This window comes from Pseudoalteromonas xiamenensis, assembly GCF_030994125.1.
Classification (GTDB): domain Bacteria; phylum Pseudomonadota; class Gammaproteobacteria; order Enterobacterales; family Alteromonadaceae; genus Pseudoalteromonas; species Pseudoalteromonas xiamenensis_B.
The window spans coordinates 821,136-845,632 of record NZ_CP099917.1 but is presented as its reverse complement, the minus strand read 5'-3'; the positions used below and the strand labels follow the sequence as shown (position 1 = coordinate 845,632).

General features: G+C 44.7%; 23 protein-coding genes. 13 read left to right on the top strand and 10 right to left on the bottom strand.

Annotated elements, in window-relative coordinates:
* The first annotated feature begins 11 nt into the window (after positions 1–11).
* The 13 genes from infB (at position 12) to NI389_RS03795 (ending at position 15,157) form a co-directional block, all read left to right on the top strand.
* Complete coding sequence (infB, locus tag NI389_RS03855; RefSeq protein ID WP_308361673.1) at positions 12–2,669, top strand: translation initiation factor IF-2; 2,658 nt, start codon at positions 12–14, stop codon at positions 2,667–2,669.
* Between the two features lie 82 nt (positions 2,670–2,751).
* Positions 2,752–3,174 carry a 30S ribosome-binding factor RbfA gene (rbfA, locus tag NI389_RS03850; protein WP_208843731.1) on the top strand — a complete coding sequence of 141 codons (423 nt, stop codon included), beginning with the start codon at positions 2,752–2,754 and terminating at the stop codon, positions 3,172–3,174.
* A complete protein-coding gene (gene truB / locus NI389_RS03845) occupies positions 3,174–4,118 on the top strand; it encodes a tRNA pseudouridine(55) synthase TruB (RefSeq protein WP_308361670.1) in 945 nt (314 codons plus the stop codon). The genes rbfA and truB overlap by 1 nt, the downstream gene beginning before the upstream one ends.
* Positions 4,119–4,227: 109 nt before the next feature.
* Positions 4,228–4,497: a 30S ribosomal protein S15 gene (rpsO, locus tag NI389_RS03840; RefSeq protein ID WP_308361668.1), complete on the top strand. Its 270-nt coding sequence runs from the start codon at positions 4,228–4,230 to the stop codon at positions 4,495–4,497.
* A gap of 239 nt (positions 4,498–4,736) precedes the next feature.
* Entirely contained in the window at positions 4,737–6,869 is a 2,133-nt protein-coding gene (pnp, locus tag NI389_RS03835; protein ID WP_308361666.1) for a polyribonucleotide nucleotidyltransferase, read from the top strand.
* A 240-nt stretch (positions 6,870–7,109) separates the two neighbouring features.
* A complete protein-coding gene (gene nlpI, locus NI389_RS03830; protein WP_308361664.1) occupies positions 7,110–7,988 on the top strand; it encodes a lipoprotein NlpI in 879 nt (292 codons plus the stop codon).
* Positions 7,978–9,075, top strand: coding sequence for a hypothetical protein (locus NI389_RS03825; protein ID WP_308361662.1), 1,098 nt, complete (start codon positions 7,978–7,980; stop codon positions 9,073–9,075). The genes nlpI and NI389_RS03825 overlap by 11 nt, the downstream gene beginning before the upstream one ends.
* A 274-nt stretch (positions 9,076–9,349) precedes the next feature.
* Positions 9,350–12,142: a monovalent cation/H+ antiporter subunit A gene (locus tag NI389_RS03820; protein ID WP_308361660.1), complete on the top strand. Its 2,793-nt coding sequence runs from the start codon at positions 9,350–9,352 to the stop codon at positions 12,140–12,142.
* A complete protein-coding gene (locus tag NI389_RS03815) occupies positions 12,142–12,489 on the top strand; it encodes a Na+/H+ antiporter subunit C (RefSeq protein WP_308361658.1) in 348 nt (115 codons plus the stop codon). The genes NI389_RS03820 and NI389_RS03815 overlap by 1 nt, the downstream gene beginning before the upstream one ends.
* Positions 12,490–12,497: 8 nt before the next feature.
* Positions 12,498–14,015: a monovalent cation/H+ antiporter subunit D gene (locus NI389_RS03810; protein WP_308361656.1), complete on the top strand. Its 1,518-nt coding sequence runs from the start codon at positions 12,498–12,500 to the stop codon at positions 14,013–14,015.
* On the top strand, positions 14,015–14,551 hold the full coding sequence (locus NI389_RS03805; protein ID WP_308361654.1) for a Na+/H+ antiporter subunit E: 537 nt from the start codon (positions 14,015–14,017) through the stop codon (positions 14,549–14,551). The genes NI389_RS03810 and NI389_RS03805 overlap by 1 nt, the downstream gene beginning before the upstream one ends.
* Entirely contained in the window at positions 14,545–14,814 is a 270-nt protein-coding gene (locus tag NI389_RS03800) for a K+/H+ antiporter subunit F (RefSeq protein WP_208843723.1), read from the top strand. The genes NI389_RS03805 and NI389_RS03800 overlap by 7 nt, the downstream gene beginning before the upstream one ends.
* Before the next feature lie 13 nt (positions 14,815–14,827).
* Complete coding sequence (locus NI389_RS03795) at positions 14,828–15,157, top strand: Na+/H+ antiporter subunit G (RefSeq protein WP_308361650.1); 330 nt, start codon at positions 14,828–14,830, stop codon at positions 15,155–15,157.
* A 63-nt stretch (positions 15,158–15,220) separates the two neighbouring features.
* Here NI389_RS03795 and NI389_RS03790 read toward each other — a convergent pair whose 3' ends face one another.
* From NI389_RS03790 to rsfS, 10 genes are all read right to left on the bottom strand, one after another.
* Positions 15,221–16,423 carry an aromatic amino acid transport family protein gene (locus tag NI389_RS03790; RefSeq protein WP_308361647.1) on the bottom strand — a complete coding sequence of 401 codons (1,203 nt, stop codon included), beginning with the start codon at positions 16,421–16,423 and terminating at the stop codon, positions 15,221–15,223.
* Between the two features lie 243 nt (positions 16,424–16,666).
* Positions 16,667–17,632: a lipoyl synthase gene (gene lipA / locus NI389_RS03785; RefSeq protein WP_208843719.1), complete on the bottom strand. Its 966-nt coding sequence runs from the start codon at positions 17,630–17,632 to the stop codon at positions 16,667–16,669.
* Positions 17,629–18,282, bottom strand: a complete 654-nt coding sequence (gene lipB / locus NI389_RS03780; RefSeq protein WP_308361644.1) for a lipoyl(octanoyl) transferase LipB — start codon at positions 18,280–18,282, stop codon at positions 17,629–17,631. Before lipB ends, lipA begins: the two co-directional genes overlap by 4 nt.
* A 61-nt stretch (positions 18,283–18,343) precedes the next feature.
* Positions 18,344–18,622 carry a DUF493 family protein YbeD gene (gene ybeD, locus NI389_RS03775; RefSeq protein ID WP_308361642.1) on the bottom strand — a complete coding sequence of 93 codons (279 nt, stop codon included), beginning with the start codon at positions 18,620–18,622 and terminating at the stop codon, positions 18,344–18,346.
* 119 nt (positions 18,623–18,741) lie between these two features.
* Entirely contained in the window at positions 18,742–19,905 is a 1,164-nt protein-coding gene (locus NI389_RS03770) for a serine hydrolase (RefSeq protein ID WP_308361640.1), read from the bottom strand.
* Positions 19,906–19,949: 44 nt separating this feature from the next.
* The gene (locus NI389_RS03765; RefSeq protein ID WP_372588614.1) at positions 19,950–20,717 is read right to left on the bottom strand and encodes a septal ring lytic transglycosylase RlpA family protein; all 768 of its coding nucleotides are present in this window, start codon (positions 20,715–20,717) and stop codon (positions 19,950–19,952) included.
* On the bottom strand, positions 20,717–21,823 hold the full coding sequence (gene rodA / locus NI389_RS03760) for a rod shape-determining protein RodA (protein ID WP_308361638.1): 1,107 nt from the start codon (positions 21,821–21,823) through the stop codon (positions 20,717–20,719). Before rodA ends, NI389_RS03765 begins: the two co-directional genes overlap by 1 nt.
* Positions 21,820–23,691, bottom strand: coding sequence for a penicillin-binding protein 2 (gene mrdA / locus NI389_RS03755; protein ID WP_308361636.1), 1,872 nt, complete (start codon positions 23,689–23,691; stop codon positions 21,820–21,822). Before mrdA ends, rodA begins: the two co-directional genes overlap by 4 nt.
* 10 nt (positions 23,692–23,701) lie before the next feature.
* The gene (gene rlmH, locus NI389_RS03750; protein ID WP_308361635.1) at positions 23,702–24,172 is read right to left on the bottom strand and encodes a 23S rRNA (pseudouridine(1915)-N(3))-methyltransferase RlmH; all 471 of its coding nucleotides are present in this window, start codon (positions 24,170–24,172) and stop codon (positions 23,702–23,704) included.
* A 4-nt stretch (positions 24,173–24,176) separates the two neighbouring features.
* On the bottom strand, positions 24,177–24,494 hold the full coding sequence (rsfS, locus tag NI389_RS03745) for a ribosome silencing factor (protein WP_208843712.1): 318 nt from the start codon (positions 24,492–24,494) through the stop codon (positions 24,177–24,179).
* Positions 24,495–24,497: the final 3 nt, after the last annotated feature.

Here is a 24,497-nt window from a genome sequence, read left to right as displayed (position 1 = left end):
TAACACACACAATGGCAGAAGTGAGCATTGAGAGACTAGCCGAGACAATCAATACAACTGTTGATAAGTTACTCCAGCAGTTACAAGACGCTGGTATCACCAAAGCCAAAGGTGAAACGGTTACGGAATCAGAGAAAGCGCAGTTGCTTGATCATTTGAGCAAGCAACATGGCGGTAAAGGCTCTGAAGGCCCTGAGCGTATGACTTTGCAACGCAAGAGTAAAAGCACTCTGAGCGTAACTGGTGCTACAGGCAAGGCAAAGTCGGTACAGGTTGAAGTTCGTAAAAAGCGCACTTACGTTAAGAAGAGCGCGCTTGAACAGCAACAAGATTTAGAGCGTCAAGCACAAGAAGACGCAGCGCAACGCGAAGCTGAATTACAAGCACAACGTGAAGCAGAATTGCTAGCAAAGCAAGAAGCTGAGCGTAAAGCGAAAGAAGAAGCAGAGAAGAAAGCACAACAAGATCTAGCGAAGCAAAAAGCTGAAGCAGATCGTGCTGCTAAACCTGCTCGTTCTGACGCAGAGCTTGAGCAAGAGCGCGCTGAAGAAGAGCGTCTACGTAAAGAAGCGGAGGAAGCTGCAATTCGTAAAGCCGAAGAAGAAGCAGTACGTCAAGCAGAGATTGCACGTAAACTAGCTGAAGAAAATGAAGTGCGTTGGCAACGTGAAGAAGAAGAACGTCGTGAGCGTGATGCAAATAGCGATCACCACATCACTACGTCGACTTATGCACGCCAAGCAGAAGATGAATCAGATGAGCGTGAAGAGAAAAATGCTCGTCGTAGCGTGAAGAAGAGCAAGACTAAAGCAAGCTCCAAAGAGCGTGAATTGCCAGTGAACCGTAAGGCTCACAAAGGCAAGCTAAAAGCGCCTTCTACGTTACAACAAGGTTTCCAAAAGCCGACTGCTGAAGTGAAAAACGAAGTTCGTATCAGTGAGACAATCACGGTAGCAGAACTTGCGTCACGTATGGCAGTAAAAGGTGCTGAAGTCGTTAAAACGTTGATGAAGATGGGTGATATGGTAACTATCAACCAAGTCATCGACCAAGAAACGGCTCAACTTGTTGCGGAAGAAATGGGTCACAAAGTTGTTCTAGTGAAAGAAAACCAACTAGAAGAGCAGGTGCTTAGCGACCGTAATGAAGGTGGTGAAAAAGAACACCGTGCACCAGTTGTAACAGTAATGGGTCACGTTGACCACGGTAAAACATCGACACTTGACTACATTCGTAAAGCGAAAGTGGCTTCAGGTGAAGCTGGTGGTATCACACAGCATATCGGTGCATATCACGTTGAAACGGAAGGTGGCATGATCACATTCCTAGATACACCTGGACACGCGGCGTTTACGTCAATGCGTGCTCGTGGTGCGAAAGCAACGGATATCGTAGTACTTGTTGTTGCAGCAGACGATGGCGTAATGCCTCAGACAAAAGAAGCGGTACAACACGCGAAAGCGGCTGGTGTTCCTCTTATTGTTGCTGTAAACAAAATGGACAAAGAAGGTGTTGATCCTGACCGCGTTAAGAACGAACTTGCTGCACTTGATGTCATTCCTGAAGAGTGGGGTGGTGAGACTCAGTTCGTTTATATTTCGGCGAAAACAGGTCTTGGCATTGATGAGTTGCTTGAGTCAATCCTAATGCAAGCTGAGCTTCTAGAGCTAAGTGCGGCGCACCAAGGTATGGCGGCAGGTGTTGTTATCGAATCTCGTCTTGATAAAGGCCGTGGTCCGGTTGCAACGGTACTTGTTCAATCAGGTACACTAAACCAAGGTGACATCGTTTTATGTGGTCTTGAGTACGGTAAAGTTCGTGCGATGAAAGACGAGAACGGTCATGACATCAAGTCTGCAGGTCCATCGATTCCAGTTGAGATTTTAGGTCTTTCTGGCGTACCAGCAGCGGGTGACGAAGCGACTGTGGTTAAAGATGAGCGTAAAGCGCGTGAAGTGGCATTGTACCGTCAAGGTAAATTCCGTGAAGTGAAGCTTGCTCGTCAGCAGAAAGCGAAACTAGAGAACATGTTCTCTAACATGACTGAAGGCGACATCTCAGAAGTTAATATCGTTCTTAAAGCGGACGTACAAGGTTCTGTGGAAGCGATTTCCGACGCATTGGTTAAACTGTCTACAGACGAAGTGAAAGTGAAGATTGTAGGTTCAGGTGTAGGTGGTCTTACTGAGACTGACGCAACACTTGCAGCTGCATCTAACGCAATCCTTGTTGGTTTCAACGTTCGTGCGGATGCATCTGCGCGTAAAGTTATCGAGACTGAATCGTTAGACCTACGTTACTACAGCGTAATCTACGATCTAATCGAAGAAGTGAAACAAGCAATGGTTGGTAAACTTGCGCCTGAGTTCAAACAACAAATTATCGGTCTTGCAGAAGTACGTGATGTATTCCGTTCACCTAAATTTGGTGCGGTTGCTGGCTGTATGGTTGTTGAAGGTATCGTTAAGCGTAGCGCGCCAATTCGTGTACTTCGTGATAACGTGGTTATCTATGAAGGTGAACTTGAGTCACTACGCCGCTTCAAAGACGACGTACAAGAAGTACGTAACGGTATGGAGTGTGGTATCGGCGTTAAGAACTATAATGATGTAAGATCAGGCGACCAAATCGAAGTATTCGAAACGGTTGAAGTACAACGTACACTGTAACGTCTTCATAGTTCCAGAAAATGGGGGCAACAGCCCCCTTTTTGCCGTTGTTTAATTGGTTAAATTTTGATAAGTGGTGAGCATGAGAGAATTTTCTCGTACAGATAGAGTAGGCCAGCAAATTCAAAAAGAAATTGCGGTTATTATTCAAAGAGAAATTAAAGACCCACGTTTAGGTTTAGTAACAGTGTCTGCTGTAGAAGTGTCGAGAGACCTGTCCTATGCCAAAATTTTCATTACGGTTCTCAATACCAACGATGAAGACAAGACAAAGCAAAGTGTAAAATTGTTGAATGAAGCAACCGGCTTTATTCGTTCATTACTGGGCAAGCGTATTCGTGCGCGTATTATGCCTGAACTTCGTTTTGTCGTTGATAATTCATTGATGGAAGGTATGCGTATTTCGAATCTGGTCGATTCGGTGATCCGTGAAGATAAAGCAAAACGTGGCGATGAGTCAGATGAAATTCAAGATGATTCAGAGCACAAGGGTTCAGAAGAGTAATGGCAAGGCGCAATAAAGGAAGGCCGATTGACGGCATCTTATTATTAAACAAAGCGCAGGGCATCTCTTCAAATAAAGCACTTCAACAAGCTAAGTTTCTGTTCGGTGCACAAAAAGCTGGACATACTGGTGCGCTCGATCCGCTTGCAACTGGTATGCTCCCCATCTGTTTTGGTGAAGCGACTAAATTCACGCAGTTTTTGCTCGATACGGACAAAACGTATGTGGTTCGCGCCAAATTAGGTGAGCGTACGACAACATCAGATTCTGATGGTGAAGTAGTTGAAACTCGCCCCGTTAACATTACGCGTGCTCAGCTTGAGCAAGAGGTTGCAAGCTTCTTGGGCGAGTCTGACCAATATCCTTCAATGTACTCTGCTTTGAAGTACCAAGGTCAACCGCTTTACAAATACGCGCGTGAGGGCATAGAAGTTCCTAGAAAATGTCGTCGTATTACTGTCTTTAGTATTTCACTGGATGAATACGATGAACAAGCACAGGAAATTCAAATGACTGTGCACGTTTCAAAAGGGACGTATATTCGTACTATTGTTGATGATTTGGGTGAAAAACTTGGCTGTGGTGCGCATGTAATTATGCTACATCGCAGTGAAGTAGGTCATTACCCAAGTGATAAGATGATGAGCTTTGAGGCACTTGAAGCCTTGGTTCAATCAGTTGCGCAAGACGAAACAGCTCGGTTTGCGTTGCTTGATCCATTGCTTTTGCCTATGGATACGGCGCTTGCTGATTTACCGACGGTACAGATTAACGCGGAGCAAGGCAAAGCGTTTGGCCATGGACAAGTAGTTAAATTAGAAAGTGGCGAAGTCCCTGACGGCATCATTAAAGTAATGGCTGATGGACGCTTTATTGGTCTTGGTGAACGGAACCCTCATGGGCATTTAAAAGCGAAACGCGCTTTGTCGAACACACAAGAATAAAGCGGTAGTAATTTACAGGTAAGCCTGATAGAATCCGTCCGCTAAATTGCTTTGGCTGAATTAGTGATCGGCTAAAGCGTGTTATACACCATAAATTTTGGAGTTTATTATGTCACTAAGCAATCAAGAAAAAGCAGAAATCGTTGCAAAATTCGCACGCGCTGAAGGCGACACTGGTTCACCAGAAGTTCAAGTTGCACTTCTAACTGCTGATATCAACAAGCTACAAGGTCACTTTGCTAACCACAAGCACGATTTCCACTCACGTCGTGGTCTTCTTCGCAAAGTTAGCCAACGCCGTACGCTTCTTGACTACCTTAAAGGTAAAAGCGTTGAGCGTTACGCTGCACTAATCAGTGAACTTGGCCTACGTCGCTAATAAATTGATTACGATGGGTTAAATTTAACCTGTTGGGAAAAAGGGGCTTATTAGCCCCTTTTTTTGTTGGTCTATCACAAGTATACTTAACCCGATTTAGCATTGTGTTAAGTCACGCCAAACTTTGCCAATTGTAGTACTTAAGCTGATTGCCTAAGTTATACAAAGACATAAGTCTGCTTAAGACTGTAATTGGTTCCAGTTGGCGTTTTGTTTTATAAAAATGAAAGGAATAAATTGTGCAAGCAATTATTAAAGAATTCCAATTGGGCCGTCACACGGTTACTCTTGAAACTGGCGCAATCGCGCGTCAAGCTGACGGTGCTGTTCTTGCTAGCATCGGTGACACTTCAGTTTTAGTTACAGTTGTTGGTAAACGCGAAGCGGCTCCTGGCCAAGACTTTTTCCCTCTAACAGTAAACTACCAAGAGCGTATGTACGCTGCGGGTCGTATCCCAGGTGGTTTCCTTAAGCGTGAGGGTCGTCCTTCAGACGGCGAAACACTTATTGCACGTCTAATCGACCGTCCAATTCGCCCACTTTTCCCTAATGGTTTTGTAAACGAAGTACAAGTAATTGCAACAGTGGTATCCGTTAACCCAGAGATCCAACCAGACATCGTTGCGATGATTGGTACATCTGCAGCACTTGCTGTTTCTGGTATCCCATTCAATGGTCCACTAGGCGCTTCACGTGTTGGTTACATTGATGGTCAATACGTTCTAAACCCTACGCTTAAAGAGCTAGAAAGCAGCCAATTAGACTTAGTGGTTGCTGGTACTGAAAACGCAGTGCTTATGGTTGAGTCAGAAGCTGGTGTGTTATCAGAAGACGTCATGTTAGGCGCTGTAGTTTACGGTCATGAACAATCTCAAGCAATTATCAATGCAGTGAACGAATTCAAAGCAATGGCTGGTAAAGCTGATTGGGAATGGACTTCTCCTGAGAAAGACGTTTCATTTGCTGAGAAAGTTGAAGCAATTGTGGGTGAGAAAGTAGGTGAAGCGTACCGTATCACTGACAAAGTGGCACGTAAAGAAGCGTTAACTGCAGCTAAAGAGCTACTTGTCACGACACTAACTGCTGAGCTTGCAGAAGGTGAAAGCCTTGATTCACAAGTCGTCGCAAAACAATTTGGTTCACTTGAGAAGAAAATCGTACGTAGCCGCATTATTGCTGGTGAAAAACGTATCGATGGCCGTGACACTGACATGGTTCGCGCACTTGACGTAATGACTGGCGTACTTCCACGTACTCACGGTTCAGCAATCTTTACTCGTGGTGAAACTCAAGCACTTGTAACGGCAACTTTAGGTACAGAGCGTGATTCACAGCTTATCGACGACCTAGTTGGTACGAAAAAGCACCACTTCATGATGCACTACAACTTCCCTCCTTTCAGTGTAGGTGAAGTTGGTTTTGTTGGTTCACCAAAGCGTCGTGAAATCGGCCACGGTAACCTTGCTAAGCGTGGCGTTCAAGCAGTTATGCCAACACTGGCTGAATTCCCATATTCAATCCGTGTGGTTTCTGAAATTACCGAATCAAATGGTTCATCTTCAATGGCGTCTGTATGTGGTGCATCACTTGCACTGATGAACGCGGGTGTACCAATCAAGGCATCAGTTGCGGGTATCGCAATGGGTCTTGTGAAAGAAGGCGAAGATTTCGTGGTTCTTTCAGACATCCTTGGTGACGAAGATCACCTTGGTGATATGGACTTTAAAGTAGCGGGTACACGTGAAGGTGTAACTGCACTTCAAATGGACATCAAAATCGAAGGTATCACAAAAGAGATCATGCAGATCGCGCTTAAGCAAGCTAAAGCGGCTCGTTTACACATCCTAGGTGTTATGGACGAAGCGATTTCTTGCCCAGCAGAAGAGCTGTCTGAATTTGCTCCACGTATTTACACGATGAATATTCCACCGAAGAAAATCGCGGAAGTTATCGGTAAAGGCGGTGCTACAATCCGTCAATTAACTGAAGAAACTGGCACAACGATTGAAATCGAAGATGATGGTACAGTTAAAATCGCGGCAACTGACGGGCTAAGCGCGAAAGAAGCAATTCGTCGTATTGAAGCGTTAACTGCTGAGCTTGAAGTAGGTACAGTTTACACAGGTAAAGTGGTACGTATCGTTGACTTTGGTGCGTTCGTAAACGTACTACCTGGTAAAGATGGTCTTGTTCACATTTCGCAAATCAGCAATGAGCGCGTAACGAATGTTGCTGATCACTTATCAGTAGGTCAAGAAGTGACGGTTAAAGTACTTGAAGTAGACCGTCAAGGCCGTGTACGTTTGAGCATGAAAGAAGCGGCTGACAAACCAGCGGGCGAAGCTCAAGGCGACGCGCCATCAGCAGAATAATGCTGATATAAAATAGGTTTAACGAAAGGGGCTGCTTAGCCCCTTTTTTTATGCTTTAATTAACTGCCTGAACTTTGGAAAGTTATCCTAGTCTTACTGATTTTAGGGCTGAATTAACAAAAGCCTAAATGATGGGAAATAACTTGCATTCACATTTATCGTTGACAACAAAGTCTCGACTGTCTCTCTTGTTTATCCGATCTTCAGGAAATTCGTGCATCGCTAAAGGCTGAGGAGTCTATGAAGTTAAAACCAATTTTATTTGCTATGGGTGCTTTATCCATTTTGGCAGGATGCCAAAGTACTTCAACGCCACAAGCACAACCCGTTTTAAACGTTCCATTTGGTATTCCGCTGATTGCGGATTACCGCAATGAGATTGCAATTGCGCGCTTTTCAGAATTACTGGCTCGCACAGAATTGCCTGCCGATCAGCAAGCGCAATTGTTATACGACCGAGGCGTTCTTTACGACAGTCTAGGTTTAACCACTCTCGCACGTATCGATTTTAATCGAGCAGTAAAAATGAAGCCTGATTTGGCCGAGGTGTATAACTTTTTAGGTATACATCACACGTTATTGCAGCAGTATGAACAAGCATACGAAATGTTTGACGCCGTTATCGAACTTAACGATAAACACGATTTTGCCTATTTAAATCGCGGTATTGCGTTGTATTACGGCGAACGTGCGGATTTAGCTGAAAAAGATTTTAGTACGTTTTTGTCCCGAGCGCCGAAAGATCCTTATCGCGCACTTTGGTTATATCTCGCACAAAGTCACCTTGATGATGCAGCGGCAGCCGCGACACTTCGTGAAAATAGAGTAGGTTTAGATAACGCGAGTTGGGCTGTCCAAATTGTTGACTTATATCTTGGCAATTTGTCTGAATCCGATTTCTTAAGTAATTTATCCGCGGGGATTGATTCGCAACAGGCTTACGCTGAGCGTTTATGTGAAGCTTATTTTTATCTTGCGAAACTCTATCAAGCGAGAGGTGAAAAAGGCGTTGCAGCTGATTTCTTCAAACTAGCTCTAGCAACAAATGTGTATGAGTTTGTTGAACATAAGTATGCGAGGCTTGAGTTGGACCTAATGAGAGGAATAAGTGAAAGCTAAGCATTTCGCTTTTTTCGGATGCTTACTTGGCTTGGTTTTTATTACGCCATCGAGCTCAAGCACAGTAAGCATCTCATTTACTACGTTAATAAACAAAAAACCTCTGGCGTACTTCTTGTATAACCCCGAACTCATTTCTCCTGAGAAACTGTCCGAGCCCGTGATAAGTCAATTGTCCGAAATGGACGTATCACACGTACAAGTTGAAAAAGCGCGGCGATTACTTCATGCCAACAGAATCGATGACTTCTTACTTTTTGCTGAAAGTGTTATGGGGGATTGGTCACTCGAACAAAAAAGCGTGGTGTGCGACTGGTTGCTAGCAAAACAGCAAGTTGAGTTACTTGCACGACTTGGTGAACTAGTCGAGTTACCACAAGAGATTGAGCAAATTATTCGTATCTACCATGGTCAAGCGGTGGACGAAATACCAGCTTGGTTGGCCTCACGACTCACGTTAGGGACACCGATTCTTCCACCCTCTCAATGCGTGAAAACAATCGAGGTGTTTGTTGATTCGCTTGACGGGCTAAGCGTGATAGAAAAAGCCATGGATCAGTACCGTCAGAAACCAGAGCCTTTTAAAGGGGCATTTTGTTTTAAAAAACCTCGATATAGTAACGGTCACGTTCAATGCCGTATTGATAAACAAGGTTATGCCAAGTGTCATGTAAATGACGATATTGCTCCGCTGAATGCCGACCATCGTCTTTATGTTACTCAACAAGGCCTAGCGAACGTGCGGGGGAATGTGATGACCCTAAATCATAAAAGTGGTTATGCTGTGCTGGTTCATGAGCTGATGCATTTCAGCGGCTTTGAAGATGAATATGTATTTTCAGCGAGTAAGACTAAACTGAAATGTGCGCAAAAGGGTCGACACGCACCAAACTTATATGTCGGTGAACACGGTGATGAACCCGCAGGCTGGAGTGAAAGTCCAAGTTGTCAGTTTGGTAAGTATCGTTCATTCAGGCCTGTAGAGCGTTGGAGTAACTTGCAGTATCAATCAATGCCTCTACCGGACTTGTACAGGGAACTTTGGACGGTCATATTAGATGGTGAACGCATCAGTCAGTCACTTTAAGTAAGTGAATAAAAGCGCAAAAGCCATAGTGGAAATTGAATTTGGTATTAAATAACACATAATGGCTTGTTAATGTGTTCAAAATCGAAACACCTAATACCGCTATAACTGGACAAATGACGCTATTTTACAGTATAACTGTGCCCGTTATGCTTGAAAAAAAGCAAGCAATTTATGCGCTTGGAAAGTGCGAGTTGGCAAACCAAGCAAGTTAATGCTGAATGTCAGAGTCGGTATTTCCTTGGTGGTTTACTACAAGTAAAAGGTAGGTTCTATGGCATTGCTTTGGATACCCTTGTTATCCTTAATTGGCAGTTTTCTTACTTCAACACTCGGACGGCTGAATCGAAATCAGTTAACGACGGTTGCTCTTTTAGCGCCAATAGCCGCGCTAATCACAACGTTTCAGATGGTACCTGATGTCTTCAATGGCCATGCTGTTCGTTATTCTCTCGAGTGGATCCCATTACTTGGGATTGATCTATCATTTCGTCTAGACGGATTGGCTTTACTCTTTGTTTTATTGATTTTAGGCATTGGTTGTCTTGTCTTGTTTTACGCGCGTTACTATTTGAGTTCGCGTGATTCAATGCCGAAGTTGTATTCTTATCTTCTACTCTTCATGACGGCAATGCTTGGGATTGTTTTATCCAACAACATCATTCAGTTGTGGCTGTTTTGGGAGCTTACAAGCATCAGTTCGTTCTTATTAATTAGCTATTGGAATCACAAATCTGAAGCGAGAAATGGTGCACGTATGGCACTTGCTGTTACTGGTGGTGGTGGACTTGCCTTACTGGCAGGGCTTCTATTGCTCGGTAATATCGTTGGTAGCTACGACCTAGACGTGATTTTGGCAAATAGAGCACTTATTCAAGCTCATGAATTATATGAAATAACCCTTATTTTAGTGTTGTTGGGTGCGTTTACAAAATCCGCCCAATTCCCTTTTCATTTTTGGTTGCCACACGCAATGGCAGCGCCGACGCCAGTCAGTGCCTATTTGCACTCTGCGACGATGGTTAAAGCGGGCATCTTTCTCCTTGCGCGTTTCTATCCAGCGCTTGCGGGAACCGACATTTGGTTTATTTTGGTTGGTTTAACTGGCCTCGCGACTTTATTAGTTGGTGCATACATTGCGTTGTTTAAGCATGACTTAAAAGGTTTACTGGCGTATTCGACCATTAGTCATTTGGGTTTAATTACACTGCTGTTGGGTTTGGACACCGAATTGGCGACTGTTGCAGCTGTATTTCACATTATCAATCATGCAACGTTTAAAGCGTCGCTCTTCATGGCAACGGGCATCATCGATCATGAAACGGGCACCCGAGACATGCGAAAGCTTAATGGTATGTGGCAGTTTATGCCATACACCGCGACGTTGGCTATGGTCGCCGCGGCAGCAATGGCGGGGGTGCCGCTGCTGAACGGTTTCTTATCAAAAGAAATGTTCTTCGCAGAGACGCTACACCAACAGTTACTTGGTTCGATGTCGTGGCTTATACCTGTACTTGCGACGATTGCTGGGGCCTTTTCCGTTGCGTATTCCGCTCGGTTTATTCACGATGTGTTTTTTAATGGTCAACCGATAGATTTACCTAAAGAGCCGCACGAAGCGCCTCGCTATATGCGAGTGCCTATCGAAATTTTAGTTGCTCTCTGTTTGTTGGTTGGCATGTTTCCGAACTTCATTGTTGATGACATCTTACGTTTGGCATCGAGTAGTGTACTGGGTCAAGCTGCGCCAGAATACTATGTTGCGATTTGGCATGGTTTCAATTTACCACTGCTAATGAGCGCACTTGCAGTGACCGGTGGTTTGGTCATTTATACTCAACGTAAGCATCTGTTCCAGTTCCAATCGTCTTTACCACCATTCAGTGCAAAATCGGTATTTGAGCGATTCATCTCGGGTACAATGGCGTGGAGTCGCAAAAAAATTGATGCAATGGAGAATGGTTCGCTGCAACGCTACCTGCTTCTGATGTTTTTAGTCATTCTAGTGGCAGCAGCATGGCCGTTATTTGAAATGCATAAATTGGTCGGCGATAAGGCGCCAACCGATATTGATGTTCATGTTGGGATTGGTGCGGCGTTACTTATGGTTGGCGCTCTTGGCACCGTGATTTGGCATCGTGCGCGAATAGTAGCGCTTATCATGATCTCTATCGTGGGATTGATGGTCTCCGTTGCGTTTACGCGTTTTTCAGCCCCCGACCTTGCGCTTACACAGCTTACAGTCGAAGTGGTCACGGTAATTTTACTGATGCTGGCGCTATTTTTCCTACCGCAGACGACGCCAAAAGAATCTAGCCCATTGCGTATTGTTCGAGACCTCTTTATTGCATCCTCAATCGGTGTAATTGTGGGGAGTATTTGCTATGCGTTGGTTACCCGGCCTTTGTCGTCTATCTCTGACTTTTTTGTGGCAAATGCGAAAACCGGCGGTGGCGGGACAAATGTGGTCAACGTGATTCTGGTCGATTTTCGTGGATTTGATACGTTGGGTGAAATCACGGTTCTAGGTATTGCTGCGCTAGGTATTTTCAAGCTATTGATAAACTTGCCTCTATTTATGCCGGCTGGAGATGGGGAAGGGCGTCCATGGGCAAAAGAGCGCTATCCAATTTTACTCGCGAGTATTTCGCAAGCTCTTTTGCCGCTAGCGTTATTGGTCTCGGTCTACATTTTCTTACGTGGCCATAACCTACCAGGTGGTGGCTTTATCGCGGGGTTAGTTACTGCGATTGCGTTTATTTTACAGTACATAGCACACGGCTCCGAGTGGATAGCGGAACGTTTTACCATGAACTATCGCAAAATCATCGCATCAGGTATAGCCATAGCCATGGCGACGGGCGTAGGCAGTTGGTTCTTTGATAGACCATTCCTAACTAGTTGGTTCGAATATTTTGATTTGCCTGGTATTGGTAAGATTGAATTAGCAAGTGCGATGGCGTTTGATTTAGGGGTTTATATCACGGTGGTTGGCGCGACGATGATGATCCTCGCAAGTTTGGGAAAATTAACGACCCAAGCTGTAGAAAAAGATAAGGAGGCGTAATGGAGCTGTTGTATTCATCGAGCGTGGGTTTGCTCGTAGCTTGCGGCGTATTTCTTATTCTGCGCGGCAGAACATTTCCTGTCGTACTTGGCTTGACGATGTTGTCGTACGCAGTGAATCTCTTTTTATTTGCCGCAGGTCGCTTGAGTTTAAATAAAGCAGTGGTACTTGGTACGGGTGAAAGTTATGCCGACCCGCTGCCGCAAGCTTTGGTACTCACGGCGATTGTCATCGGCTTTGCGATGACGGCTTTTGTTGTGATATTAGCAATCCGTGGACGTGCAGACCTTGGAAATGACCATGTTAATGGCGTTGTGCCAACGCCAAAGTTAAAGAAAAAGAGGTAGAGATCTGAATGTTTGAACATCTTGTCGCATTGCCGATTTTACTTCCTATGTTGGCGGGCGTAATCTTATTGATGCCGCCGTGTGGTAAAAACGTACAAGTTCGTCGTGTTGTATCAGTTAGTCTATTAGCCCTGACACTCGCAATTTGTATCAGGTTACTTTATCAAGTGACTACTGTAGAACCAATTGTTTATGCAGTAGGTAACTGGCAAGCACCATTTGGCATTGTTTTGGTGGCTGATCCTCTCGCTGCAATATTGGCGAGCTTAACGTCGTTTTTAGGACTTGTGTGTGCGCTATATAGTGTGAGCGGTGACGATGAAAAAGGCAGCTTTTTCCATCCGCTTTTGCATTTTCTGATACTGGGTGTAAACGGCGCGTTTTTAACGGGAGATGCTTTCAATCTATTTGTTTTTTTTGAAGTTTTACTTATAGCTTCTTATTCCCTGCTGATGCATGCAGCTGACAAGCATACGACTCGCGCAGCATTGCAGTACGTCATTATGAACTTAGTTGGTTCGGCAGTTTTCTTAATTGCACTTGGGATCCTCTATGGGGTAACTGGAACCTTGAATATGGCAGACATGGCAGTGAAAGTGGCTGCACTGACTGGTGATGACGTCTATCTCGCGAAAATTGGAGGCCTACTGCTTTTAGTCGTGTTTGCACTTAAAGCGGCGTTATTACCTCTGCACTTGTGGCTTCCAAGTACCTATGCGTCAGCAACACCTGTAGTTGGTGCCCTCTTTGCTATTATGACGAAGGTTGGTGTTTATTCTATGATGCGTGTCTACACCCTGATTTTCGGTGAAGGTGCAGGCGAACTTAGTCATATGGCACAGCACTGGCTCTGGGGGCTTGCAATTGCAACGATTGTGGTAGGGGCGATAGGTGTACTGGCGAGCCAAGATCTCCGTAGGCTCGCTGCAAACTTGGTTATCGTATCTGTTGGCACGTTAGTCGCATTGTTGGCGGTACAGACCAAAGAAGCGACGTCAGCTGCTATTTTTTATATGGTGCATTCCACGTTAGTGTCTGCCGCGCTCTTTTTGCTCGCCGATTTAATCGCACGTCAGCGTGGTAAAGTACTCGACCGAATTACCGCGGGTCGAGGAGTCAATCAGGAACGCGTGTTGGGCGTTGCGTTTTTAATCGCAGGCCTAACAGTGATTGGCATGCCACCTTTCTCTGGATTCATAGGCAAATTGTGGTTGTTGGATGCCACATTTGATGCTGAACATGCAGCTGTTTTTTGGCCTGTTTATTTACTTGCGAGTTTTGCACTTTTAGTTGCGCTTGCGAAAGCAGGCGCTACGGTGTTTTGGCAACGCCCGCAAAAAGACATCGCGGTAATTGAAACAGAAGACGCGTCAAACAATCAGCTTGTTGCAGTTTACCTATTGGTAGCCTGTTCACCGTTACTGGTTATATTTGCGGGCTATTTTACCGAACTTAGTGAAGTGGCTGCTGGATGGCTTCATAACCAAGATGCCATGAAAACGTTGGTATTAGGAGGGCGTTCGTAATGCGTGTAGAATCGCGTTTTAGTTGGCTGCCAACGCCTTTTAGAAGTCTAATGTTGTTTATAGTTTGGCTTTTACTCAACAACAGTGTCTCACTTGGGCATCTTATTCTAGGTGGTGTTTTGGCGATAGTAATTCCGTGGATTACCTTTCCTTTTCGTGATCCTCAGCCACTCATCTTGAAGCCAGGGCTCGCGTTAAAACAGTTAGCTATTGTGCTCTTTGATATCATTACCGCGAACGTACAAGTAGCTGCATTAATATTAGGTCCTAATAAAAAGTTAAACCCGGCCTTCGTGAAAGTGCCCCTCGATTTAACAGAGGCAATGCCCATCACCATTTTGGCCAGTACCGTGTCATTAACACCCGGAACAGTGAGTGCTGAAGTGTATCCTTGGGCTGAAGCATTAGAACCAGGGGAAGAGCCAGAACAGCGTTATCTTCTTATCCACGTCCTGAATCTTGACGATGAGGCTGAGCTTATTGAAACCATAAAGCGTCGCTATGAAGCGCCGCTTAAGGAGATATTTGAATGCTAGAAACGGTTTTGCTGATTGTGTTTGCAATGTTGGGACTGGCGTTACTTCTCAGTGTGTGGCGACTTGTTGTCGGTCCTTCACTACCTGACCGAATATTGGCGTTAGATACAATGTACATTAATTCTATTGCACTAATTATCTTATACGGTATGAGTATGGGGACCGCATTGTATTTTGAAGCTGCATTGCTAATCGCGATGCTAGGTTTTGTAAGTACAGTTGCAGTTTGTAAATACTTACTTCGTGGCGATATTATTGAGTAAATAAGGTGAACCTGTGTCAGAAATAATTATTTCAGTTTTACTGCTTGTTGGTGGTGGATTTGTACTGATTGGGTCAATTGGTCTTGTGAAAATGCCGGACTTTTTTATGCGTTTACATGGCCCTACTAAGGCAACAACGCTCGGTATGGCCTGTCTCTTAACTGCAGCCATTGTCTTTTTTAGCAAATCTGCTGAAGGTATTAGTGCGAAAGAAGTCCTAATTTCTATTTTTTTACTGCTTACTGCTCCAATTAGCGGATACATGTTAATTAAATCTGCTATCCATCATCGTCTTCCTGCAAGCAAAAATACTAAAGGTGAAGAGAACATCGAAGAAGATTGAAGCAGACCACTAGAAATGCAAAAGGGCTCATCGAGCCCTTTTTTAATCCGGTTTTCATTGGTGCTAGCCGATAGCGGGTACAATTCCAACCATTTGCAGTAATTGAGCACCAATAATCACAGCGCCTGAAAGGGCGGCTATCGCAAGCCCCATATTGCCTCCCCTTACTTGGTAGCCCTGAGTGAGTGCTGAGCGACGTTGTTGCCATACCATCGCCACAGGTAAGAAAACAGCCAAGACGACGAGTGCAATTGCAGCGTAGCCGAGTGCCATAATGAAGCCTTGCGGATAGAAAAGCGCAAAGCCAAGCGGTGGCAAAAAGGTGACCAGTGCAGTTTTGATACGATCAGACTTATTGTTTTGTTTTTTTAGCGTATCTGAAAAGAAATCAAATAGGCCTAAACTGACTCCCAGGAATGAGGTCGCAAGCGCTAGGTCTGCAAATATCGACACTGAGGTTGAAACCTGTTCACTGTGTACAATTTCAGACACACTACTCACAAAGCCTTGCAGTCCTGAACTTGCCATTAAATTTGCTTGACCTAAAATACCTAGACTTAACAATTGCCAAAACACATAGATCACCAGAGGAAGCGAAGCGCCCGCAATCATCACCTTGCGTAAGGTTTTGATGTCCAACCCAACGTACTTCACAATAGAAGGGATAGAACCGTGAAAACCGAAAGATGTAAATATCACAGGGAGGGCGGAGACAATTAGGCCTTGTTGTACCGGCATATCAAGCAAATGTTGACCGCGGACATAGGGTGTTAACACAAAGAACAAACTGCCAAGCACGAATACTTTTACCGTAAAGAGTACTCGATTGAGTTTATCTACCGTGCTTGTGCCGAGAGTCACAATGGTCGCAACGGCGATGGCTAGAATGATAGAACCCGTCTGCGGCGCTAATTCCGTATTCAACGCGAGATTCAGTTTACTTTGAAGCTGTCCACCGCCGCCGGCAATGTAAGCTGCGCATAGCGCATAAAACAAAAAGACCATAGCAAAGTTGGCCACAACTTGGCCCCGACGGCCTAACCATTGTTTTGCTAGCGTGTTGAGCGTTGCATGTGGTTCGGCGTGTTGATGTACTTCAAGCATGAGGAGGGCAGTGTAAGTCATTAATGCCCACATAAGAATTATCATAAACAATGCGGTTGAAAAGCCCAGACCCGCTGACGCAATTGGCAGCGCCAACATACCTGCGCCGATGGTTGTGCCGGCAACGATAAGCATACTGCCGAGTGTTTTATTTTTTTGCACAAACTGCCCTTAAATCCAGTGAGAGTTACGCACGATATAATTAGTGGCAGAAAAATGAAATAGATTTGCTATAAATCAAAGCACATTACTGTAACCTATGTTTTACAACACACTGAACAAGCGGTAAAAAACTGCTTACTTTAATGAAATTAATGCGAAAACACTGAAAGAGGAAAAGCACAGTTGAATCATAAAGTAGGAAGAAGGTGACTTGCGCTTTTAAGTAAACGCAAGTCATCGATGTTATTTAACTTCTTTCCCAGCCGCTTGTTGATCCGCATGATAGCTGGAACGGACAAAAGGCCCACAAGCAGAATGTACAAACCCAATTTCGTCGGCGTACTCTTTTAATGCATCAAATTCGACTGGAGGCACGTAGCGTTTAACGGGTAAATGGTGTTTTGACGGTTGCAGATACTGACCAACAGTGAGCATGTCTACGTTGTGCTCACGTAAGTCGCGTAATACTTCTTCAATTTCACTCATTTCTTCACCAAGGCCGACCATCAGTCCAGATTTAGTTTTGACTTCAGGATGTGCTTCTTTGAAACGGCGTAGTAATTCTAGAGACCATTTATAGTCTGCTCCAGGTCGTGCTAGTTTGTATAGACGCGGTGCAGTTTCTAAGTTGTGGTTAAACACGTCTGGAGGAGTCGCAGAAAGAATTTCAAGAGCTCGATCCATACGACCACGGAAGTCCGGTACTAATATCTCGATGGTAATGCCTGGGTTGTGTTTGCGAATTTCGCGAATACAATCAGCAAAATGTTGTGCGCCACCGTCTCGTAGGTCGTCGCGATCAACCGAGGTGATAACAACATACTTCAACTTCATGTCTTTGATGGTTAAAGCAAGCTTTTCTGGTTCCGCCGCATCAGGTGCTAATGGACGGCCGTGCGCAACGTCACAGAAAGGGCAACGACGAGTACAAATTGCACCCAAGATCATGAACGTTGCAGTACCATGATTGAAACACTCGGATAAATTCGGGCAAGAAGCCTCTTCACACACAGAGTGCAAGCCGTGTTTACGCATGGCTTGCTTGATGCCATCAATACGTTCGCTCGACTTAGGTAAGCGGATTTTTAACCATTCAGGTTTTCTTAACATCTCATCACGTTCAGTCGGTAATACTTTGACTGGGATAAGTGCCATTTTTTCCGCATCACGGAGTTTTACCCCTGGCTCCATTTTTACTGGATTTTTCATTCGTTCTCAAACCCTTCTGTGTGCAAAACGTGCTCCGCTTGGAGACGCTTAAGCATATGTTTCACTAAACCGTGACCCGCATCTTCAACATTCTGCGGTCCGTTTAGATCTTTTGTTTGTACCATTTGCATTCCTGCATAACCACATGGGTTTATGCGCAGGAATGGAGCAAGGTCCATGTTTACGTTTAACGCTAAACCGTGGAAAGAACAGCCTCGACGAACGCGCAGTCCCAAAGAGGCTACTTTACAGTCGTTGACATAGACGCCTGGTGCATCAGGTTTAGCATAAGCTTTTATGTCGTACTCTTTGAGGAGGTCAATAATACATTCTTCAAGCCACGTCACGAGTTCTCTCACGCCAATTTTTAAGCGGCGTAAATTAAACAGAACATACAGCATTTGCTGACCAGGACCGTGATAGGTGACTTGACCGCCACGGTCTACTTTTATCACGGGAATATCACCGGGAGCCAGTACGTGTTCGTCTTTACCTGCTTGCCCCTGCGTAAATACGGGTTCATGTTCTACAAGCCAGATCTCGTCTGGATCGTGCTCATCGCGCACGTCGGTGAAGCTTTGCATACGCTGCCAAATCGGCTCATAACTTTGTCGACCTAAATGGCGGACATAAACATCAACGGGTTTCACAGCACTTCCTACTTTGCGGTACGTTGGGTGTTAATCGCACTACGCGACATCGAACACGTAATTATAATACGTGACGTACGTCTTCCAATGCGCCAATTTCGTTATAAATTAGCTCGATATGTTCTTTACTCGTCACAATAGCGACGAGCGTGACCGATTCGTATGTACCTTTGCTGCTTGGCTTAACTTTTGGCGCGTAATCGCCAGGTGCAATGCGTTGCAAGACGGTTAATACTTGCTCGGTCAATTCTACGTTTGCAAGGCCCATTATTTTGAACGTAAATGAGCATGGAAACTCTAAGTATTCGTCGAATTTAGTGTTTTGAACTTGATTAGCCACTACTGTGTCCTCACGCTTTTGCGAATGAATTCGCTGGATGACGGAATTGGCGGGCATTCTACCATTTATTAGACAAAAAAAAACGCCCCAAAAAGTAGGGGCGTTTTTCTTTTACTGGTTTATTGCATGATCTGTAAACGTAAGTAGTCATAAATCTTGCTAAAGAAACTACCTTCTGCCACCTCTTCTAAAGTGACCAATGGATAATTCGCAATTTCTTCGCCTTCTAATTGAAGGAATAGTGTGCCGACTTTAGTGCCTTTAGCAATTGGCGCTTCAAGGGTTTTGTCTAACTCAAACGTCGCTTTTAAATTTTTGCGTTGACCGCGAGGAATGGTGATCGGTGTATCTTGTAAAATACCAAGAGAAACTTCTTCTTTGTCACCCATCCAGATTCGTTGCTTAGCGAAGCTGTCGCCAGCTTTGTACGGCGTAATTGTTTCATAAAAACGGAAACCATAGTTAAGCAACTTTTTACTTTCGTCTTTACGAGCACGTTCGCTTTCTGTGCCCATAACAACCGCAATAAGACGCATATCATCTTTCTTGGCTGAACTGACGAGGCTATAACCTGCTTCCGAGGTGTGACCTGTTTTGATCCCATCCACATCTAAACTCGCATCCCACAACAGTGAGTTGCGGTTATATTGCTTAATGCCGTTATACGTGAATGATTTTTGACTATAAATAGAGTATTCATCAGGTACATCACGAATAAGCGCCGCGCCTAAGGTAGCCATATCACGTGGTGTTGTATAATGCTCGTTAGTATCTAAACCGTGGCTATTGATAAAATGTGAGTTCGTCATGCCAAGTTTTTCAGCATGGGCATTCATTAAATCGGCAAACGCCGACTCCGTGCCTGCTATATGTTCAGCCAAGGCAACACACGCGTCATTGCCTGATTGGATGATCACACCGTGATTTAGCTCATCCACGCTGATTTGTTTGCCGACTTCGATAAACATAACAGAGGAGCCAGGGAAGTTCTTTGCCCAAGCTTTGTTACTTACGGTTACCATGTCAGTAGGTGAAATATTGCCCGCTAGAATTTCCGTGCCGATCACATAGCTTGTCATCATTTTTGTTAGACTTGCTGGAGCAAGTTTTGAGTCGGCATTGCCATCCGCTAACACTTTGCCCGTCGTAAAGTCGACAAGTATATAACCCTTCGCGTTAACTTCAGGAGGAGGAGGAAGGATCTGTGCGGACGCTGAAAAAACAGCGGCACTGCACACTACGGCGCAGATTTTTTTGACTAAGGTGGGTTTCAACACGGTCATTACACTCGTAACTTTTGTTTGTTAATCTTAAAAGACATCTTATTCTAAAGTTGCTTTTCACTGTAAAGCAAGAAAGCTTGGTTAAATTGTCCATCACGAAGCGTTGCAAGTAGTTTTTGCGCTTCCTCATCAGAAACAATAGGGCCCAATCTCAGCTTATAAAGCCCTTTTTCTTCAATCACATTGGTGCCAAGGTTAAACTGTTTCGCCAAATTCGCACCCAATGCCGTTATATTATCTAGTTGTGATGATGCTGCAACCTGTACGTAGGTGTATCGAGTGACAGGCTCGTCCAGAGTAATCGCCTCTATCTTAACTCGCGCTGTACCATTTGATAGATAGCCTAATTTGTATGCGGCTGCGTAGGATAAATCAATAACTCTGTCGTCGTGAAAAGGTCCACGGTCGTTCACTCGAACAATCGCTGACTTGCCATTATCTAAATTGGTTACTTTAACAAAACTCGGTAGGGGAAGCGTTTTGTGTGCTGCTGTCATGGCAAACATATTGAACACTTCACCATTGGAGGTGTAGTAGCCGTGAAATTTACGGCCATACCACGATGCGATGCCTTCTGCTCGGTAGCCTTTTTCTGTTTTTAGTGGTGTATAGCTCTTGCCAAGGACGGTATAGGGTCGGCCAGCAGCGGTACTCTTTGCTTCGTTGGTAACCAATGCATCCTGTATTTCAAGTGGAGTAGGCGTGCGAAGCGGAGCGGCATCTTGGCGAATATGATAGCGACCCGCACTGCATGCAGTTAGAAAGCCTAAAACTAGACAAGCAAGGATAAAATGACGCAGTAACATATTCATTATTTGAGCAAAAGTTTCTTTTCTGTTGCGATAGACATAATAATCCCAAATCCAGCCATCAATGTCACCATCGAAGTGCCACCATAACTAATTAAGGGAAGAGGAACGCCAACAACGGGGAGTAGGCCTGACACCATTCCAATATTAACAAAAACATAAACGAAAAAGGTGAGAGTCAATGCTCCAGCCAATAATTTACCAAAGGCATCTTGTGCATTCACCGCAATGTATAAACCCCGGGCGATGATAAAGAGATATACGCAAAGTAAAAGTATAACGCCTACAAGACCAAACTCTTCACTCAAAACGGAAAAAATAAAATCAGTATGGCGCTCAGGTAAAAATTCAAGTTGCGATTGTGTACCATGTAACCAACCCTTTCCTTCAATCCCCCCACTCCCTATCGCAATCTTCGACTGGATAATGTGGTAACCTGTCCCCAAGGGGTCGCTTTCAGGGTTTAAAAAAGTGAGTACACGTTGTTTTTGGTAGGTGTGCATCCCAAAGTGCCACAAAATGTAGCCGCCGGGGATCGCCAGTAAAACGGCTGACCCAATGAGTTTCCAACTCAATCCAGAGAGAAATAACACGAATATACCGGAACTGGCGATGAGGATTGAAGTCCCTAAGTCGGGTTGTTCTTTAATTAAAATAGTCGGGGCAAGCACAATCGCGAAACCGACAATTAACTGCCACATTTTAGGCGGCAACTGATGACGGCCAATGTACCATGCTACCATCATTGGAACGGCCAGTTTCATAATTTCAGACGGTTGAAATCGTGTAATACCAAGATTAAGCCAACGCTGTGCCCCCTTAGAACTTACACCTACAAACAAAACGGCGACCAGCATTCCCAAGCCGATCAGGTACATGGGGATCACGATTCGTTTCAATGTACTAGGAGAGACTTGAGCAAGAATGAACATTGCGGTCAAAGCACCAGCCATGCGTGTTAAATGACGCACCATCATGCCTGCTTCTTGCCCGCTGGCACTGTAAACAATGGCAATACTGCCAATCATCATGGTGAGCAGGGCAAGCAAGAGGGGCAAATCAAGATGGAGGCGTTGCCAAATCGTTATTCTATTTTGTAAATCAGTCATGGCGTAGTCCCCTCAATGGGGTTTGCGGAGAAATAATAGTCCATGAGCTGACGGGCAATAGGGGCGGCGGTGTAGCTACCACCCCCAAGGTTTTCAACAATAATCGTGACGACAATTTGAGGGTCGTTGAAGGGCGCAAAACCGACGTAAAAGCCGTTATCTCTCAGACGTTCTTGTAATTTTTTTGCATCATATCGCTCGCCTTGAGCAATGCTTACGAGTTGCGCAGTACCGGTTTTACCCGCCGCATCGTAATGAGTTCCTGCAAAGGCACTGTGTGCCGTTCCCGATTTTTTCTGAACCGTATTGTGCATAGCGTTTAAAGCAACGTCCCAATGCTTCTCATTTTTGAGTTTGATAGGTGGGCGTTCTTCTGTAAAAAGCTGTTCGATTTCTGAATCTTGGCGTGCAATTTGTACAAAATGAGGTTGATGATGCACGCCTCTATTCACCATAATGGTTGTCGCATTCGCGATTTGCAGTGGGGTTGCTGTCCAATAACCCTGCCCAATGCCAACGGAAATTGTGTCGCCCGGCCACCAGTTCTCTTTAAAACGCTCACGTTTCCAGTCGGTGTTTGGCAAAATTGCAGTTGTCTCTTCGTAGATATCAATACCCGTTAAATCGCCAAAGCTAAATTGCGTCATGAAATCGCTAATTTTGGTAATACCTAAACGATAAGCAATATCATAAAAAAAAGTGTCGCAGGATTCTTCAATGGCTTTGTATACATCGACTTTGCCATGGCCCCAGCGTTTCCAATCACGCCAACGGTGATCCACGTTAGGAATTTTGAAAAAACCAGGATCAAACATTTGAGTCGATTCGCTGATGACGTTTTCTTCTAAGCCTAAAATTGCCATAAACGGTTTAATCGTCGAGGCAGGGGCATATCGGCCTTGGGTTGCACGATTAATTAAAGGTCTGTCTGGATTCAATAAGCCTTGATAATCTTTACTGCTAATACCATGCACAAACAAGTTAGGGTCATAACTTGGATTGGAATACATAGCAAGAATACCGCCATCTTTTGCATCCATTGCGACAATAGCACCGCGTCGGTCTTTAAGAGCGTGTTGCGCGATTTGTTGTAAACCGATGTCTAGCGTCAGTATCAGGTCTTTGCCTGGTGTTGGAGGATCTAATTCAAGCGTACGAATGATCCGTCCTCGGTTGTTCACCTCAACACGTTGTGAACCCACCATACCATGAAGCGCTTCCTCGTAGTATTTTTCTATGCCGAGTTTGCCGATGTCATGGGTCGCGCGGTAATTTTGTTCTTTATCTTGAAGTTCAAGTTCCTGAAGCTCTTTTTTGTTCAATTTAGAGACGTAACCAACCGCGTGGGTGAGCGTATCACCATATGGATAAAAACGTGTTAAACGCGCTTCAACACTAAAACCGGGAAACTTGTGCTGATTAACGGAAAAAATGGCAACTTCTTCTTCGTTCAGACGTGCCTTTAGTACTTGGCTTTTGAAGCGACGATTATGCTTGATGTCGTTTAGAAACTCGTCTCGTTCTTGGTCCGAGATTTGAATGAGTTGGCTCACGGCGGTGAGTGAAGCGTCGAGGTTTTCCACATCTTCAGGGATCACCTCAAGGTTGTACACCGGTTGGTTTTCAGCCAGCAATACACCATTTCGGTCGTATATTAACCCTCTGTTTGGCGCAACAGGAATGACTTTAATGCGGTTATCATTCGAGCGTGTTGAATACGTTTCGTATTGTAAAACCTGCAAGTTATAAACATTGTAAGCCAGTACCCCAACAAGCATCATGACAAAAATGAAGCTAATAAATGCACGTCGTGCAAACAAGTTTGCTTCAGCCGAATGATCTCGAATGGTGGGGCGACGATTAAGCATGGATGGTTACTTATTCCCTATGGTATGGATGATTGTTGTTCAAGCTCCATGCTCGATACAAGCTTTCTGCGACGATGATACGAACTAAAGGATGGGGCAAGGTCAGATTTGAGAGTGACCATTTTTGTTCCGATGCAGCAATACATTCAGGCGCAAGACCCTCAGGACCGCCAACAAGAAGGCTAACATCGCGTCCATCAAGTTGCCATTTTTGCATGTTGCCTGCAAGTTCGTGCGTATCCCATGCTTTGCCCGTCACTTCAAGCGTCACGATCCGATTACCTTTTGGGATTGCCGCTAAGGTTTTTTCACCTTCAAGTTGCAGAATTCTTTTGATGTCAGCATTTTTGCCCCGTTTGCCGGCAGGGATCTCGATAAGCTCCAGCGCCATGTCTTTAGGAAAGCGGCGTTGATACTCCGTAAAACCCGTTTCGACCCAAGAAGGCATTTTTGTTCCGACTGCAATAAGTTGGATCTTCAAACGATTAGCCCCAAAGCTTTTCTAATTCATAAAAACCACGTGTTTGATCTTGCATCACGTGCACCACGACATTGCCTAAATCCACAAGTACCCATTCGCCTTGATCTTGGCCTTCATAACCTAAAGGTACTTCACCTGCGTGTCTCGCTTCTTTGGCAACGTGGTCAGCAATTGATTGAACATGACGCTTTGATGTGCCAGAACAAATGACTAAATAGTCCGTTACACTGGATTTGTTGCGAACGTCTAACGTAACAATATTTTTTGCTTTCATATCGTCTACTTTGTCAAACGCGAAGTCGAGTAGTTGTTGCGAATTCAAGTT